We start from the raw sequence: 16,812 nt of genomic DNA, 5'->3' as shown, positions 1-16,812 counted from the left end.
ATTTCTAAATAAAATCACTTTATAAAAAAATAAAAATAACAAGATAAATTCAAGTAAAATAACGATTTTTTCGCCGTTTTTGTGACGGATGTCAACTCTCCTTAAGTGAAGCATTCCATTAATTATAATAAACAGACGACGAAAACGTTTGCATAATATTTTTATATAGATAGAATTCGTCAGATTTTTTTGGCCTGGTGAAATTAATAGGGGGTTAAAGTGTCTCAGGACAACAATTATAGTCAGGGCCCAGTGCCCATATCCGCAAGAAAGGGTGGATTGGCGTTAACCTTTGTGATGTTGGGATTAACGTTTTTTTCAGCCAGTATGTGGACTGGCGGCGCTCTTGGTACTGGTCTTTCCTTTAATGATTTCTTCCTCGCAGTTCTAATTGGTAATCTTCTTCTTGGTATCTACACCGCATTTCTTGGTTTTATTGGTTCAAAAACAGGTCTTACTACTCATCTCCTCGCGCGTTACTCTTTCGGTATTAAAGGTTCTTGGCTTCCCTCATTTTTACTCGGTGGTACTCAGGTTGGTTGGTTTGGTGTGGGTGTGGCAATGTTTGCGATTCCAGTAGGAAAAGCCACTGGTATTGATATCAATCTTCTTATCGCCATTTCCGGCATTTTAATGACCATCACAGTATTCTTCGGTATTTCTGCTCTCACCGTTCTCTCTATCATCGCTGTTCCTGCTATCGCTATTCTCGGAAGTTACTCTGTTTATCTTGCTGTGCATGATATGGGTGGGCTTTCGACACTAATGGCGGTAAAACCGGCTCAGCCATTAGATTTTAATTTAGCGTTAGCAATGGTTGTTGGATCGTTTATTAGTGCGGGTACACTGACAGCTGATTTTGTTCGATTTGGACGAAACCCTAAAGTTGCTGTAGTTGTTGCAATTATTGCTTTCTTCTTAGGAAATACCTTGATGTTTGTCTTTGGTGCGGCTGGTGCCGCTTCATTGGGAATGGCAGATATTTCTGATGTGATGATTGCTCAAGGATTATTACTTCCGGCTATCGTAGTGCTAGGTTTAAATATCTGGACAACGAACGACAACGCGTTATATGCATCAGGATTAGGTTTTGCCAATATCACTGGTTTATCAAGTAAAAAACTTTCAGTAATAAACGGTATCATTGGTACGTTATGTGCATTATGGCTTTATAATAACTTTGTCGGTTGGCTTACCTTTTTATCTGCGGCAATTCCACCAGTAGGAGGTGTTATTATTGCAGATTATCTGATGAATAAAGCACGCTATAACACCTTTAATGTTGCTACAATGCAATCGGTTAACTGGGTAGCGCTACTCGCTGTTGCAATTGGCATTATAGCAGGGCACTGGTTACCGGGTATTGTGCCTGTTAATGCCGTGTTGGGGGGAGCAATAAGCTACGCTGTGTTGAATCCAATATTAAATCGTCGTACAGCTCGACAAGCGGAGATAAGTCATGCTGGGTAAAAATATCGAACAAATTAACCATGCTCGCCTAGTTGGAAAAGATGGTTTATGGAGCATTACGCTAAAAAATAACAAAATAGAAGCTATTGAACCGCAACCTGAACATGATTTTCACCCTGATGCCTTAGATGCACAAGGTGGATTGGTTCATGCGCCTTTTGTTGAACCTCATATTCATTTAGATACGACACAAACCGCAGGGCAACCGAATTGGAATCAATCAGGTACGTTATTTGAAGGTATCGAGCGCTGGGCAGAGCGAAAAGCACTGTTAACACATGATGATGTTAAACAACGTGCATGGCAAACACTGCAATGGCAAATTGCTAATGGTATTCAGCATGTAAGAACACATGTGGATGTTTCGGATGCTTCACTTACAGCATTAAAAGCAATGTTGGAAGTAAAAGAAGAAATTAAACCTTGGGTTGATTTACAAATAGTCGCTTTTCCTCAAGAAGGTATTTTATCTTACCCTAATGGTGAAGCTCTATTAGAAGAAGCATTAAAATTAGGCGCAGATGTTGTTGGTGCAATCCCTCATTTTGAATTTACTCGTGAATATGGTGTTGAATCACTGCATAAAACCTTTGCTTTAGCACAAAAGTATGATCGTTTAATTGATGTTCATTGTGATGAAATTGATGATGAACAATCGCGCTTTGTTGAAACTGTTGCAGCTTTAGCCCACAAAGAAAATATGGGCTCAAGAGTGACTGCAAGTCATACAACCGCAATGCATTCTTATAATGGGGCTTATACTTCACGTTTATTCCGATTATTAAGAATGTCTGGTATTAACTTTGTGGCTAATCCTCTGGTTAATATTCATTTGCAAGGGCGCTTTGATACTTATCCAAAACGCCGTGGTATTACTCGCGTAAAAGAGATGTTAGAAAGTAATATTAACGTCTGCTTTGGTCATGATGATGTCTTTGATCCGTGGTATCCATTAGGTACAGCAAATATGCTTCAAGTTTTACATATGGGGTTACATGTTTGCCAATTAATGGGTTATGGTCAAATTGATAACGGGTTACAGTTAATTAGCCATAACAGTGCAAAAACACTCGCTTTAACGGATTATGGTGTTGAAGTAGGAAATAGTGCAAACTTTATTATTTTACCAGCAGATAATGGCTTTGATGCTCTACGTCGCCAAGTCCCTGTACGTTATTCCATTCGCCAAGGTAAAGTGATTGCTCAAACAGAGCCAGCCAAAACAGAAATTATGTTAGATAAGCCGACAGCGATTAATTATAAGTAATAACCAAATAATTGTAGTAAAAGTCATCTTTATTTAAGATGACTTTTTTTATAGATAATTTAATGAATTGAACAATAAATAGACATATTGCGCTTGATTATTTTATATTTTTTTTATTTATATTATTTAACTTAAAAAGCATAATTTACCTTATGCTCATGAAATGCAATTACTAAACGCAAATAAATATATTTAAATTATTATTATCTCATTTTTGGTGTTTTATATAAAACAAGAATATATTTAATCTATTTGGTTTGCTATAAAATCTATTTAAATAATCTTATTTATAAAACATAATAAAAGGAGATAGATGTTTATGGCATATCGTAATGATGAAGATCTCGTTTTTCTCTCAGAATGTTCAAATGAAGAATTGAATGATCTTGTTTATTTATTAACACATGATAAAGATGGCGAAAAACGTTGGACAGAAGAGTTAACAAATAATTCTAATTATAAAGCATTTTATCCTAATCATAGTTTATATTGGGAAGAAATCGCTGCTGAAATACAATGTTTTGGTGGTAATACTTTCGCTACCATGTTTAGAGGGGGGAAAGGTGTTTTATATCGAGAAGTATTAACTGATGTCTGTGATAAATTAAAAGTTAATTATAATAAAAATTCTACTATTGAGATTATTGAAAATAATCTTTTGATGAAAATAGTAGCAGACGCGCTTGACTCGATGACACCAGAACAAATTAAGCAATTAGGTGGAGAACTAGGTGTAAAAAATACATCAGGCTTAACAGCACAAACACTAACTGCTGGTTTTCAGGCAATATTTAGAGCTGGTGGATTTAAGTCGTATCAGTTAACGGCGATTATTGTAAATCAAATAATGAAAGCTTTAATTGGTCGAGGATTAAGTTTTGCTGCGAATGGCACATTAATGAGAACAATGTCAATCTTAGCAGGGCCAGTTGGTTGGGCTATTACAGGAATATGGACGGCAATTGATATTGGTAGTGCTGCTTATCGCGTAACAATTCCTGCCGTAATTCAAGTCGCATTTTTAAGAACACAATCCTCTGCTAAATTAGCGAATGAGATTAGTTTTGATTGAGAAATAATGAGTTTTTCAGTTAGAACAACAAATCTATAATACTCTCTGTTTGTTTATTCAAATATTTATTGAATGAAAATGAATCACTGCTGTATTTATCATTGCAGATTTACCTAATTCAACTAAAATAAGACACTGTTAGACCCTCTCCGTATTACTGCGGCTGCTATCCCTTTAATCTGAGAGGTTTTTATGTCTACACAAAGAGATCGTGGTTGGCGCCAATGTGTTAACCGCAAAAATAAACATCAAGAAATGGGTTGTTCACGAGTGATATTTAAACCAGAAAAAAAATGGTCTAATTTATATACTCGATCACTCAAAATGACCAGAGCTGCACAACTAGGAATCGAATACCCAAGAATTTCTCGTAGTCAGCGTCGATTAAATGCGTTATCTGATAGTGAGTAATAATGAATATCTTATTTATTTGCAGTAAAAACCAATGGCGAAGTCCGACCGCTGAACTATTGTTTGCAGATAGAGAAGGGATTAATACACTTTCAGCTGGTACACGCAAAGATGCGCAATGTGTTGTTGATAATGAATTGCTAAAATGGGCTGATTTAGTGCTTGTCATGGAATCTAAACATTTAAATAGATTATCTGCACATTTTCCGGCAATCATGCGCTATAAAAAAGCACATGTGTTGGGAATACCTGATAATTATCGCTTTAATGATCTGGCATTAATTGAACTCCTTGAACAGAAAGTTCAGCCTTATTTACCGATGGAAGCAAAGCTTTCAACTAAATAATTCATTTGTCTTGATAAAAAACGCTCAGCTTAAAGTATAAGACTGAGCGTTTTTTTATATTTGAGAGCCCTGAGTATAAAAAGAATAAGTTAGATTTTTATTGGTTGTATTTATTGATTGTTTTTTCTGATCAAGGACGCTAATTGTGCAAGCTCTTCATCACTCGCGCGTTCAAAATCGTGAGATGAAAGATAACCAGGATATTTATCAAAGAAAATCTTCTGCTTATTTTCAATGGGCGCCCATTTTGTCATATCACCAGTACCATGCATTGGACTAAGTTTACTGTGAACATGATCAACACCAAATCCTTCAAAAAACATGCCTGAGCGAGAAACATCAGGAAATGTTTTATCCAAGATCTTAGCGACTTTTTTGGTTGCAATAACGAGTAAAGCTAAGGCTTCATCGCTTAAATCAAACGCATAACTTGGATAGTGCTTTTTAGGGATAACAACAGTAAAGCCTTTGGTATTAGGAAATATAGAGAGAAAAGCGAGGTGGTGATCATCTTCCCAAATTTTATGGCAAGGTGCTTTTCCCGCAACGATTTGACAGAAAATACAGTTATCCATAGTAATTGCCCCATAATAAAATTACTCGTCATATTTCAAGGTGTAGCGTTGTTGTCGCTACACCTTGAATTATTTGGAGCATCTTCAATAAGTTGTTTACTGTATGTACTCAAATAAAACATTGTGTATAGCTGTATCTTAGTACACCTTAGATCATTTCGAGCATAAGATGATTAAAGTAGGTTTCTTTCAGCTAAATCAAGTGCAAAGTAAGATAGAATTAAATCTGCTCCTGCACGTTTAATTGAGCCTAAAGTTTCCATCACCACACGATCTTCATCGATTGCACCAGCTAATGCCGCAAATTTAATTTGGGCATATTCACCACTGATCTGATAAGCAGCTAAAGGCAATAACGTACGTTCACGCACATCGCGAATAATGTCTAAATAAGCGCCTGCGGGTTTTACCATCAGCATATCAGCGCCTTCTTGCTCATCAATTAATGATTCACGGATCGCTTCACGGCGGTTCATTGGATTCATTTGATAAGTTTTGCGATCACCAATTAAGCGAGAGCCTGCAGCATCACGGAACGGGCCATATAAGGCTGAAGCGAATTTAGTTGAATAAGAGACAATGCCTGTATCACTAAATCCTGCTTTATCAAGAGCCGCGCGAATGGCTGCGACTTGACCATCCATTGCTGCGGATGGCGCGATAAAATCTGCACCAGCTTGTGCCGCAGCAACAGCTTGAAGACCTAAATTATAGATAGTTTCATCATTATCAACATGTTCACCATGTAAAACGCCACAGTGACCATGTGAAGTGTATTCACAAAAACAAGTATCAGACATCACAATCATTTCTGGTACTGCATCTTTACAAATACGAGACATGCGAGAAACTAAGCCATCACTTTTCCAAGCATCACTTCCAGTTTCATCAAGATGATGGGATACCCCAAAAGTCATAACAGTTTTAATGCCAGCTTTGGCAATACGTTCAATTTCATAAGCAAGACGCTTTTCAGGAATACGAACCACACCCGGCATACTTTTAATAGGCTGATAATCATCAAGTCCTTCTTCAACAAAAATAGGCAGAGCGAGATCATTTTTAGTTAAGGTTGTTTCTTGAAAGAGCGCGCGCAGGTTTTCTGACTGGCGTAGTCTTCTTAAACGTTGGATGGATTGTTCGTTGCTCACAATATCTCCTTTTTATGGCCAGTACTAACAAGTATTTACTGTGGTATTATAAACCTTAATATTGATAGATAGATACTCTATAATTGATACTCGTCATACTTCAAGCTGTAGCGTTGTTGACTTCTTTCATTCGCACTAGTCACATACTATTGTATGCTCCTAGCGACTCATTCACTTGTCGCCTAGCTACACCTCGAATTATTTAGAGTATTTACTCGTCATACTTCAAGCTGTAGCGTTGTTGACTTCTTTCATTCGCACTAGTCATATGTAGCAACACCTTGAGTTATTTGAAATATTTACTCGTTATATTTCAAGTTGTAGCGTTGTTGACCACACCTCGAATTATTTAGAGTGTAGAGAGTTAGTTATAGAGAAAGAGAAAAAAAGAGCAGGATAATTTCTACTCTTTAAATTGATGACTACTCATTTCTTAATGAGAGGATTATTTTTTTTGCTCTTCTAATGCAGAGATCATTTGAATTTTACAAGCTGCAACAATTTGAGTTAGGCCTTCTTGGAATTCTGCACGAGAACCAATTTCAGCTTTTGCGTCACGTAAAGAGTTAACAACTTCGATAGTGCCTTCAGTAAATTGTGCTTCAGTTGCTTCTAATTTTGCAAAATCAAATTTCTTTGCATTTAAAGAGGCTACTGCATCTTTGGCGATTTTCTCTGCTGGTTCTTTTGTATCATAAGCTTTAATTGAGATATCTTTAAAGGTATCACAGTAATCATCAGCCATTTTAGTTGGGTTTGCGAAAGCAACTGCGGGCAATAATAGCAGAGATAAGAGAAGTGGTTTCATTTTAGCCTCATGTTTATTTTTTGGTACGTACTTATCGAGTGTAACATATAAACAAGGGTGACGATAAATCAGAATAAGTGTAAAAATATAAAACGTTAATTTTTTTAATCCGATTGAATCTAGTTTTATAGCTATAATTGTGTTTAAGGACAATAAACCAGGTTCTTATTTTCAAAGGAAAGTTATAATTAACAATAAATAAAATAACATGGTTTTAATGATATTAGGATTTATCTTTATTTACATTTTATGATATTGGTTTTTATTTATGTTAATAATAAAAAATAGAGAGTTAAATATAAAAATAAGGATAAAATTATAAGCTGTTAATACTGAAGTAAACTTAATTTATTGTATTCTATAGATTAATTTATAAACAACACACTAAAAGTATAAGATTTTTATCTTACTCCCTAATTCAAATAACATTAAAAACACTTAACAAAAAACATTTATTATTCAGATTATTAGCTAAAGATAATGAATAAACAAGATAATTATCATATTATAAAATATGAAAAAACTTTTAATGGGAGAGTTAAGAAATGGGAGTAAAAGAGAAAAAAATCCCCTCTATAAAGATAGAGGGGTAGCTAAATGAATAAAGAATGGTTTATTTCGAGATTGAGTATATAGGAATTTAAAACTAATTTTTGTTTATTTGTGCAGCACAAAAAGTTCAGAAAATAGAATAAAAATATGTACCAAACCCAATCCAAAATAAATCAATTACTGGCGATAAACAGTTTTAATTTGGCTAATAGTATTACGGAATGTCTCTGCTTGTTTTTCGTCATCAACTTCTGCAATTGCGCGTTCAATATTTAAAATAATACGACCTGCATCTGCTTGGCCTAATGCTTTTAACATATAAGTGACTAGGGTTTTTAAACAAGCCACTTCTTCTGCCAATGTTTCAACATCTGCTTGTGTTTTAAATTTTTCGTTCATTATCTACTTCCTTTGTGTTTAATTGGCCAATGATATCAATTAGGCCGATAGAATAGCAAAGTCTTGATGAGGGATGAATAGTGTAGCCTCAAGCATTTTATAAGATTGGTATCGTTAGAGTGACAATCAGGCAAAATAGTACGCTCTTACATTTACTCACTAAAATCACGCTATACTTTGAATATCAGTCGTTAAAGAGAGCTTGTATATCTATTGCGATTAATAATAAGAAAAAATGCAGGAAATGGTGGAGAAGAATAAGATGAAAAAAGAGCAGTTATTATATGCAATAACACATTATCCTGCACTTTATCAGCGTAAAACAGGAAATACACATAAAGGTACATTTGGAACAATTGGTATTATTGGTAGTGCTGAAGGAATGAGTGGTGCCATTGTGTTGGCTGGTAAAAGTGCATTAAAAGCGGGCTGTGGAAAAGTTTTTCTTGGTTTTGCACAATTACAACTTCCTCTTCCTTTTATTGATAGCGCACCAGAGCTCATGCTAAAAACAGCGTCTGAGTTAGTCGATAGGCAAGATATTTCTGCTTGGGCTATTGGTTGCGGGTTGGGGGTGTCGGCAAATTCTGAAAATATTTTATTAAATGTATTAGCTCAACGTGATGAAAACCAACCTTATGTTTTTGATGCAGATGCGCTAGTGTTGATGGCAAAATTAAAATCAAAAATCTCACTTAATCAACATTGCGTATTAACGCCACACCCCAAAGAAGCCTCTATTTTACTTAATTGTACATTGAGTGATGTTCAAAATAACCGAAAACAAGCAGCTAAAGAAATGGCAAAACTTTACCACTGTTGGGCAATACTCAAAGGGGAAAATACAGTTATTACTTCTCCTACAGGTGAGATCCTAATTAACAGAACAGGTAACAGTGGATTATCAACAGCAGGAAGTGGGGATGTCTTAACCGGTATCATGGGAAGTTTTTTAGCGCAAGGAATGGTAATGTCTGAAGCGGTTAAAAGCGCGGTTTGGATACATGGTATTGCTGCTGATATTTTAGTTGAAAAAGGTATTGGACCAATAGGATTAACCGCTTCAGAATTGATTGATACTGTTCGCGATGTTCGTAATCAAATATGGGCGCAAACACAACAACATAATGCCGATTATTTTGAATAAGATCTTTTGTTTTATCGTATAACGTATTAATAATTAAAGTAGGTTTATATTAAGATTAGATTGTTTTTAGTTAATTCACTCACAGTAATCTTTGGGTTATTGCGGTAGGATTAAGGCAAATGGAGAGTTGAGAGGAGTTATTATGTATAAAACGATTTTAGTACCTATTGATATTGTAGAAGAAGAGTTAACCAGTAAAGCAGTACGACATGCTGTGTATTTAGCAAAAGAAACGGGAGCTAACTTACATTTAATTCATGTTCTTCCTATCTCTTCGGCAATCATTAATGCTTATTCACTGGGTTATCCAGAAATTAAAGATAAAGCGACAGTGAAAGCAGAAAATGATATGCAAATGTTGGTAGATTCGGTAGATTTACCAGCTGAAAAGGTCGCTTATACGGTTACTTTTGGCTCACCTCGTGATGAAATTTTAGTTACAGCAAAAGATATTCAAGCCGACTTAATTGTCATAGGCTCACGCAGGCCTAATATTAGCACTCATTTATTAGGCTCTACCGCAGCGGGCGTAGTTCGCTACGCGGAAATTTCAGTGTTAGTTGTTCGTTAATATATTCATTAATATGCTATGAGTATTCCTCGTAGCATATTTTATTTTTGCGTAGTTTATCTTATTTATTTAGTAAGCCATTTATTGAGTAAACACTCTATAGAGTGAATAAGAATGGAAAAATTCACCCAAGAACTTTTAAGGCTCGATCATTTTATTCTACGCATCTTACGCTATTATGTAATAGGCTCTATTTTCTTTTTTTTAGGGTTATTACCCGGCGTATTAGGATTTTATTTAATTGAAGGGCATAGCTTTATGGAGTCCTCATTAAATGCAATTTCTATGTTGAGTGGACAACCAGTAGAGCCTGCACCTGCAACCCCAACAGGGCGCTTTTTTATTGCAATATATGGTTTGTTTCTTCAGTGTGTTTTTATTTTATCAATTGGGCTGGTTGTCACACCGTTTATTCATCGACAATTGCATAAATGGCATCTTGAGGAAGATTAAATAAGCAAGCTGTGGGTTTAACGCTACAATAAAAACAGACAGTAATCTGATAATGAGGAGTTGCTATGTACAAAACAATTCTAGTACCTGTTGATATTTCAGAAGATGAGTTAACGAAAAAAGCCTTACAACACGCTGTTTATATTGCCAAACTAGAAGGTGCGAAACTGCATCTTTTCCATGCTATTCCTGATATTTCACGTTTTTCTATTAGCTATAGCTATCACTATGACATGTTAAGTTCTTTTGCCAACAAAGCGCTTGAACGTGTACAAGAACAACTGCAAGAATTAGCTAATAGTATCGATTTGCCTAATGAACGAGTTGAATATTCAGCCGTATTTGGCTCTGCAAGAGATAAAGTTTTAGAGCTAGCTGAAAAAATTAATGCTGATTTGATTGTGATTGGTTCACGTCGTCCAAGTATTTCAACACACTTATTAGGTTCAAATGCGTCAGGTATCGTTGCTTATGCGAAGCAATCTGTTTTAGTTGTCCGCTAAAAATTTTCATAAAAGTAAAAAACAGCTAAAGCCCCTAAATTATTTATTTGGGGGCTTTTTTACCTCTTGGTTTATAAAAAATTACTTATTATTTCGGATATACATTTTCATCTCAATGCTAGGTAAAAAAATATAGATAAGTGTAATTGTTTATTAATGCAGTTTTTATGCAAACATAAGGAACATCATTGATTGAGAATGATAGGCATTCTAAAGTAGGTTCTATTATTTTTTTAATGAGAGATGAGTATTATGTTGAATACCAAATTTGGCACCTTTGTTATTTTATATACTCGTCATACTTCAAATTACAGCGTTATAGGCGACGTTTATTTGCACAAGTTATATACTATTGCACGTATCTTAAAAGCTCTGCTTGTTGGTTAGTTGTACCATGAATGATTTAGAGTACATATTATTTAACGGGCTTTCTAAAGCAAATAGCCCACGAATAAAAGCTAGTGAGTAAATAAAGATTGATCTACCTACAGCCTTAAATATTTTATTTGCTCATAATAGTATTGAAAGATAACAGGGCGAGAAATGAGCTATGCTGATAAACTTTATATCAGCAGTGGCTCGTTTGTGATTAAAACTAAGGCATGGTATGGATAATGAGATAATGGCGGATTGCACTGCCATTTCACAAGATAAACAGCGTGAAATTACCAAGTTATGTATTCAAACTGCGTTATTGCTATTACAGCATGGCGCAGAAAGTATGCTGGTTGAACAGCTTTCAACCCGTTTAGGTTTAGCTTTAGGTGTACATCAGGTCGAAAGTGCAATTTCTGCTAATGCAGTTGTATTAACGACGATAGTCAATGGGCATTGCCAGACATCAACACGAAAGATAGTTGATCGTGGCATTAATATGCATGTAGTGACAGAAGTTCAGCATATTGTTATTTTGGTTGAACATCATCTTGCAGATATTCATGAAGCAAGAAAACGCTTTGAGCATATAAAGCCATTACGCTATCCACGTTGGGTGATTATTTTTATGATTGCCTTATCTTGTGGTTGTTTCTCTAAATTAAATGGTGGCAATTGGGATGGCTTTTTAGTTTCGGCTATTGGTGGTGGCCTTGGTATGTTTGTACGCCAAGTATTAACGCATCGCCAAATGAATCCACTAATTAATTTTTGTATTACTGCTTTTGTTGCCACATCTGTTTCAGGTCTATTATTAAAACTCTCTTATTTTCAAACAACGGCAACTATTTCAATGGCTGCCAGTGTTTTATTACTGGTTCCCGGATTTCCTTTAATTAATGCTGTTGCTGATATGTTTAAAGGCCATGTTAATACGGGTTTAGCGCGTTGGGCAATGGCAACAATGTTAACATTGGCAACCTGTTTAGGCGTTATTTTAGCCATGGCAGTATGGGAGTTAAGAGATTGGGCATAATAACGATTATTCTTACCCTTATCGAGGATATGATTTTAGCTGCCATTCCTGCTGTGGGTTTCGCAATGGTATTTAATGTACCTTTACGTGCTTTAAAATATTGTGCGTTATTAGGGGCAATAGGGCATGGCTCACGCACTGTGCTGATTATGAGTGGAATGAATATTGAATGGGCAAGTTTCTGTGCCGCAATTTTAGTCGGTTGCATTGGTATTCAATGGTCACGCTGGTGGCTTGCTCATCCTAAAGTTTTCACTGTCGCGGCTGTTATTCCAATGTTCCCTGGAATTAATGCCTATATCGCGATGATCTCTGTGGTGAAATTAACACAAATCGGTTATAGCGAGGAGATTTTTGAAGCTTTAGTTACTAATTTCCTTAAAGCTTCATTTATTGTCGGTGCGCTTTCTATCGGGCTATCCTTGCCGGGATTATGGTTATATCGCAAGCGTCCGAGTGTATAATTTCTTACATCGCGTGTTGTAGTGAATTTAATGTAATATCCAGTTCATTTTTGTCAGAAATAATAATTTGAATTCGTAATTTGTTTTCAGACTCCAAACTTGCATGCGCTTTAACATCTTCGTTATTCGCATGCTTTTTTGTGATCTCTACTAATTCATCCATTAAATTCAGCATATTCTCATTCATTTTTAAATTTCTCCAAATCATTGATGGACTAAACCATAGCAAATCCCTTTTGCGTTAATGTCGAGAATAACGGCTTTTTCTATTACTATTCACACTTATTGTTTTATTTTTCACATAAAAAATAGCAAGAAAGATTGCCCAAAATAAATTTAAAAAAGGTAATATAAAGAAAAATAAAAATAAGATTATCAGTTGGTTATTAAAGATAATTCTTATTGGGTTTAATAAAATAAAGCGTAAGGCAGATATCACTTTGAGAAAAATATTACACTATACCGCGATTGTATTGGGTTTATTTATTTTTACATTAAATGTTCAAGCACAAGCCCCAGAAAATTTTACAAAAGCAAAAGAGATAGCAAAAGAACGTATCTATTATGATCAAAATCAAAAATCACAAGGAACGATTTATTGTGGCTGTGATTGGGAATGGGTAGGGAAATCTGGTGGTCGTGTCGATTTAGCCAGTTGTGGCTATCAAGTAAGAACACAACAAACAAGAGCTGCACGTATTGAGTGGGAACATATTGTTCCTGCATGGGTGTTTGGGCATCAGCGTCAATGTTGGCAAAATGGTGGTCGAGCTAATTGTGTGAAAAACGATCCTGTGTTTGGCAAGATCGAAGCCGATTTACACAATTTAGCACCGTCTATTGGTGAAGTTAATGGTGATCGTAGTAATTTCAGCTTTGGGCAATTACCTACTCAAGCACCTTACCAATATGGTCAATGCCGTAGCCGTGTTGATTTTGCCTCACGTACTTTTGAGCCTCGTAATGAAGTAAAAGGTCAAGTAGCAAGGGTCTATTTCTATTTACATGATCGCTATAACCTCTCAATGTCACGTCAGCAACAACAATTATTAATGGCTTGGGATAAGTCTTATCCGCCAACGACATGGGAAAAAGAGCGTGATAATCGTATTGCTCGTGTCGTTGGATATCATAATCCTTTTGTGACGGGAGAAGTGAAATGGCAATTAGGGCATAAAAATAGTGGTGTCGGATTATCTGCAACAAATAATGCACCAGTCACTAAAGCTAAAACTGAAACTCCTAAACAAGTAAGTACATCACAGTCTGAAAGTATTAAGGGTAATACAAATAGTAAAATTTATCATTTTGCCCATTGCTCTGGTTATAAAACCATGTCAGATAAAAATGCTGTCTTCTTTAAAACAGAAAATGAGGCTATTAAGGCAGGTTATCGTTTAGCAAATAACTGCAAACAGCCTTAAGGGTGATTATTTAGATTACATCCAACGACGAACGTGGCGACAATATTGTTGCCACGCTTGTGGAAATAACTCATTTAAGATCTTCTCTTCACGTACTATCGTATAGCGATCAGTAATAAAGTAGAACGCAATCGCTGCACCTAAAAATCCCCAATTACCAAAAATAAAAAATAGTCCAATACTGATATCCAAAAAACCGAGATACATAGGATTACGGCTAATTTTATAAGGGCCACTTGTCACTAATTGTCGAGGTGTGTGATTGGGATTAGGAGATGTTTTTTGTTTAATAAAAAATGAGAGGCAATAAAAAAGCCAGATCCCAGAAGTCGTAATAGTCAGTAAACCTAAATAAAAAAAGAAACCCATTTTTAGAGAGCCTGAGTGAAGTTCAAAACTAATAAATGGAATTAGGTTAAGTAGTAACCAATAAATAAAAGGTAATCGCAAGAAATTCATTTATTCCCCCTAAAATAACACTTATTGTTATTTTTATGTTAAGTTCATCTCGTTATAGATAAGCTCAGTATTGAAAATATTTTTCTTTTGTCATTATACTGTCACAAAGCTTCGTTAATTTTCACTCTAACTCCATGATGGGGAATATGAATGATAGAAGCAATGGAAATATCTCATTACTCACAGAAAACCGGCAACAACCGTTCATTGATGTTTAATGTTCAGGATTGTGACCGGTTTTTTGTTTTCTGTGACTAAACAGAGTCTAAAGGGGACTCATCGGTAAGCGAATGGAAGACAAATAGAGATGTCGATGACTTTTTGAAGACTAACAAGGGTAAATACCACTATGAGTAGACAAAAAGCAGCAACACGATCACGCCGAGAAAATAAACGTACTTCACGTAAAGAACAACGTAGTGGAGTACATAGAGATAATGTGATGATTTTACCGGGATTTGGGGATATTGATACTATTGGTATGGCGAGAGAGAAGCGTGATGAACGTGTACTTTCTCCGCGTAATGAAATACAGCACCAATATATGAATGCCATTAAACATCAAAATCTTATTTTTGCTACAGGAGAAGCGGGGTGTGGTAAAACGTTTCTTAGTACCGCAATGGCAGCCGATGCACTAATTAATAAAGATATAGAGCGTATTATTGTGACACGTCCTGTTTTACAAGCTGATGAAGATTTAGGTTTTTTACCGGGTGATATTGCTGAGAAGTTCGCACCTTATTTTCGTCCTGTTTATGATGTATTAGTGAAACGCTTAGGTGCTTCGTTTTTACAATATTGTCTACGACCCGAAATTGGTAAAGTTGAAATTGCCCCTTTTGCTTATATGCGTGGTCGTACATTTGAAAATGCCTTTGTTATTTTAGATGAAGCACAAAATGTTACCGTGAATCAAATGAAGTTATTTCTAACACGTATGGGCGAGAATGTTACCGTGGTTGTTAATGGTGATATAACCCAATGTGATTTACCTTCACATATAAATTCAGGATTAGCGGATGCCCTTATTCGATTTGAGGAAAATAAGCAAATTGGCGTGATTAAATTCACACAAGAAGACTGTGTGCGTTCAACTTTATGTCAACATGTATTAGCAGCATATACTAATTGAATAAAGTTCAGGGTTTCTGCATAAAATAATCAAAGGCTACATATTATTGAGATAGTTAATATGTAGCCTATCAACAATTAAATATGTTAAATGGCATGGTGTTGATATTCTATCAATTTTATAACGCACTCTTTTATTGACGATTATTTCCACTATAAAATTTATACACTCTCTCATTCTGAATGAAAAGGTATTTTTTATATCTTAATAAGGAATAGTTTATTAAAATAAATTATTCCTTATTTTTGCATTTGTAAAAAAACTATTCTTTATTGGATTACTTATTAATACATTAATTGTTATTGTTTTTTAGTTAATTGTATTTAAATTAAATAATAAATTTAAATATCAATACATTTATATATTAACTATGGTGTGTGGTTAATTAAATTTGACTTAAATCACGAATTTTAAAAAATGTTTATTTTTATTTGTTGAGGTTTTTAAATGTAGCTAATATCAAAAATGACTAGGGTTTTTTATTCATCCTTTAGTTAATGATGGCAATAATAGAAGCTTATTTTTGCTAATTAAATATTTGTCTATTCTTGGGGTTATATATGCTTAAACATAAACTCCCACTGTCATTATTATCAGTGGCTATATTGTCGACGTCAGCATTTGCCGCAACTAACAGCGCCGGTGGAATTATTTCTTTCTCTGGTGCTATTAGTGATACCACTTGTACCATTAATGGAGGAAATAGCGCCGATTTCTCTATTTTATTAGATCCTATTACTGTATCTGATGCAGGAACAACAGCTAATACTGTGATCACCAAAAATCAAAAAGAGTTTGCTTTAACATTCTCTGATTGTGCACCGGCATCAACACCCAGTGGCAGTAATTTAAAAATACATTTTTCATCTGCAAATAGTATTTCAACAAGTGGGTTATATTTAGTGAATGATACCGCTAATGAAAATGATCCAACAGTTGCAAAAAATGTCGGCTTTAGCTTATCGACAACGGCTGCACCAACGGTTGCTATACCGTTAAATGTAACATTTGATACGGGCATTAAAGGTGATAAAACAGCACCGGATGCAGATACACTACGTTTAATTGCGAGTTATTATAAAACCAATGCAACAGCGGCTAAAACAGGGCCTGTACACTCTAACGTTATTTATACTGTCTCTTATTTATAATCTAAAGGAACCAGACTCAATTTGAGTCTGGTTTTTTAAGGT

20 protein-coding genes are annotated in these 16,812 nt (G+C 35.2%); 14 read left to right on the top strand and 6 right to left on the bottom strand.

Annotation, left to right across the window (positions count from 1 at the left end):
• Positions 1-219: 219 nt before the first annotated feature.
• From codB to ABN080_RS04500, 5 genes are all read left to right on the top strand, one after another.
• The gene (gene codB, locus ABN080_RS04520) at positions 220-1,470 is read left to right on the top strand and encodes a cytosine permease (protein WP_340893161.1); all 1,251 of its coding nucleotides are present in this window, start codon (positions 220-222) and stop codon (positions 1,468-1,470) included.
• Positions 1,460-2,737, top strand: coding sequence for a cytosine deaminase (locus tag ABN080_RS04515; protein ID WP_349440473.1), 1,278 nt, complete (start codon positions 1,460-1,462; stop codon positions 2,735-2,737). The genes codB and ABN080_RS04515 overlap by 11 nt, the downstream gene beginning before the upstream one ends.
• Before the next feature lie 319 nt (positions 2,738-3,056).
• The gene (locus ABN080_RS04510; protein WP_349440472.1) at positions 3,057-3,809 is read left to right on the top strand and encodes a YaaW family protein; all 753 of its coding nucleotides are present in this window, start codon (positions 3,057-3,059) and stop codon (positions 3,807-3,809) included.
• Positions 3,810-4,001: 192 nt separating this feature from the next.
• Positions 4,002-4,220, top strand: a complete 219-nt coding sequence (locus ABN080_RS04505; protein WP_349440471.1) for a hypothetical protein — start codon at positions 4,002-4,004, stop codon at positions 4,218-4,220.
• Between the two features lie 2 nt (positions 4,221-4,222).
• Positions 4,223-4,567: a low molecular weight protein tyrosine phosphatase family protein gene (locus tag ABN080_RS04500; RefSeq protein ID WP_197269123.1), complete on the top strand. Its 345-nt coding sequence runs from the start codon at positions 4,223-4,225 to the stop codon at positions 4,565-4,567.
• Between the two features lie 110 nt (positions 4,568-4,677).
• Here ABN080_RS04500 and ABN080_RS04495 read toward each other — a convergent pair whose 3' ends face one another.
• From ABN080_RS04495 to ABN080_RS04480, 4 genes are all read right to left on the bottom strand, one after another.
• The gene (locus tag ABN080_RS04495) at positions 4,678-5,142 is read right to left on the bottom strand and encodes an HIT family protein (RefSeq protein ID WP_072068274.1); all 465 of its coding nucleotides are present in this window, start codon (positions 5,140-5,142) and stop codon (positions 4,678-4,680) included.
• 173 nt (positions 5,143-5,315) lie between these two features.
• The gene (gene hemB / locus ABN080_RS04490) at positions 5,316-6,293 is read right to left on the bottom strand and encodes a porphobilinogen synthase (RefSeq protein ID WP_072064069.1); all 978 of its coding nucleotides are present in this window, start codon (positions 6,291-6,293) and stop codon (positions 5,316-5,318) included.
• A 445-nt stretch (positions 6,294-6,738) separates the two neighbouring features.
• A complete protein-coding gene (locus tag ABN080_RS04485; protein WP_006536483.1) occupies positions 6,739-7,101 on the bottom strand; it encodes a hypothetical protein in 363 nt (120 codons plus the stop codon).
• Positions 7,102-7,830: 729 nt separating this feature from the next.
• Entirely contained in the window at positions 7,831-8,052 is a 222-nt protein-coding gene (locus ABN080_RS04480) for a DUF2594 family protein (protein WP_036936466.1), read from the bottom strand.
• A gap of 262 nt (positions 8,053-8,314) precedes the next feature.
• Here ABN080_RS04480 and ABN080_RS04475 point away from each other — a divergent pair, with 262 nt between their 5' ends.
• From ABN080_RS04475 to ABN080_RS04450, 6 genes are all read left to right on the top strand, one after another.
• Positions 8,315-9,199, top strand: coding sequence for an NAD(P)H-hydrate dehydratase (locus tag ABN080_RS04475; protein WP_349440470.1), 885 nt, complete (start codon positions 8,315-8,317; stop codon positions 9,197-9,199).
• A 142-nt stretch (positions 9,200-9,341) separates the two neighbouring features.
• Positions 9,342-9,770: a universal stress protein gene (locus ABN080_RS04470; protein ID WP_036912874.1), complete on the top strand. Its 429-nt coding sequence runs from the start codon at positions 9,342-9,344 to the stop codon at positions 9,768-9,770.
• Between the two features lie 114 nt (positions 9,771-9,884).
• Positions 9,885-10,223 carry a hypothetical protein gene (locus ABN080_RS04465; RefSeq protein WP_075674296.1) on the top strand — a complete coding sequence of 113 codons (339 nt, stop codon included), beginning with the start codon at positions 9,885-9,887 and terminating at the stop codon, positions 10,221-10,223.
• Positions 10,224-10,288: 65 nt separating this feature from the next.
• Positions 10,289-10,726 carry a universal stress protein gene (locus tag ABN080_RS04460; protein ID WP_072068270.1) on the top strand — a complete coding sequence of 146 codons (438 nt, stop codon included), beginning with the start codon at positions 10,289-10,291 and terminating at the stop codon, positions 10,724-10,726.
• 607 nt (positions 10,727-11,333) lie between these two features.
• On the top strand, positions 11,334-12,137 hold the full coding sequence (locus ABN080_RS04455) for a threonine/serine exporter family protein (protein ID WP_115349856.1): 804 nt from the start codon (positions 11,334-11,336) through the stop codon (positions 12,135-12,137).
• Complete coding sequence (locus tag ABN080_RS04450) at positions 12,128-12,601, top strand: threonine/serine exporter (protein ID WP_176694679.1); 474 nt, start codon at positions 12,128-12,130, stop codon at positions 12,599-12,601. Before ABN080_RS04455 ends, ABN080_RS04450 begins: the two co-directional genes overlap by 10 nt.
• Before the next feature lie 4 nt (positions 12,602-12,605).
• Here the strand turns inward: ABN080_RS04450 and ABN080_RS04445 are convergent, their stop codons facing one another.
• Entirely contained in the window at positions 12,606-12,788 is a 183-nt protein-coding gene (locus ABN080_RS04445; protein WP_036912881.1) for a hypothetical protein, read from the bottom strand.
• 253 nt (positions 12,789-13,041) lie between these two features.
• On the opposite strand from ABN080_RS04445, the gene ABN080_RS04440 reads away from it, so the two are divergent.
• A complete protein-coding gene (locus ABN080_RS04440; RefSeq protein WP_231619288.1) occupies positions 13,042-14,025 on the top strand; it encodes an endonuclease in 984 nt (327 codons plus the stop codon).
• 15 nt (positions 14,026-14,040) lie between these two features.
• On the opposite strand, the gene ABN080_RS04435 is transcribed toward ABN080_RS04440, so the two are convergent.
• Positions 14,041-14,484 carry a methyltransferase family protein gene (locus tag ABN080_RS04435; protein ID WP_115349854.1) on the bottom strand — a complete coding sequence of 148 codons (444 nt, stop codon included), beginning with the start codon at positions 14,482-14,484 and terminating at the stop codon, positions 14,041-14,043.
• A gap of 349 nt (positions 14,485-14,833) precedes the next feature.
• Between ABN080_RS04435 and phoH the strand changes: the two genes are divergently transcribed.
• Together phoH and ABN080_RS04425 are read left to right on the top strand one after the other, a co-directional pair.
• Entirely contained in the window at positions 14,834-15,619 is a 786-nt protein-coding gene (gene phoH, locus ABN080_RS04430) for a phosphate starvation-inducible protein PhoH (RefSeq protein ID WP_349440469.1), read from the top strand.
• A 560-nt stretch (positions 15,620-16,179) separates the two neighbouring features.
• A complete protein-coding gene (locus ABN080_RS04425) occupies positions 16,180-16,770 on the top strand; it encodes a fimbrial protein (protein WP_196554139.1) in 591 nt (196 codons plus the stop codon).
• Positions 16,771-16,812 lie beyond the last annotated feature (42 nt).

This window comes from Proteus sp. fly-1089, from assembly GCF_040138965.1.
GTDB lineage: Bacteria > Pseudomonadota > Gammaproteobacteria > Enterobacterales > Enterobacteriaceae > Proteus > Proteus vulgaris_B.
Note: the sequence above shows the minus strand (reverse complement) of the source record. Positions and strands in the feature narration are given on the sequence as shown.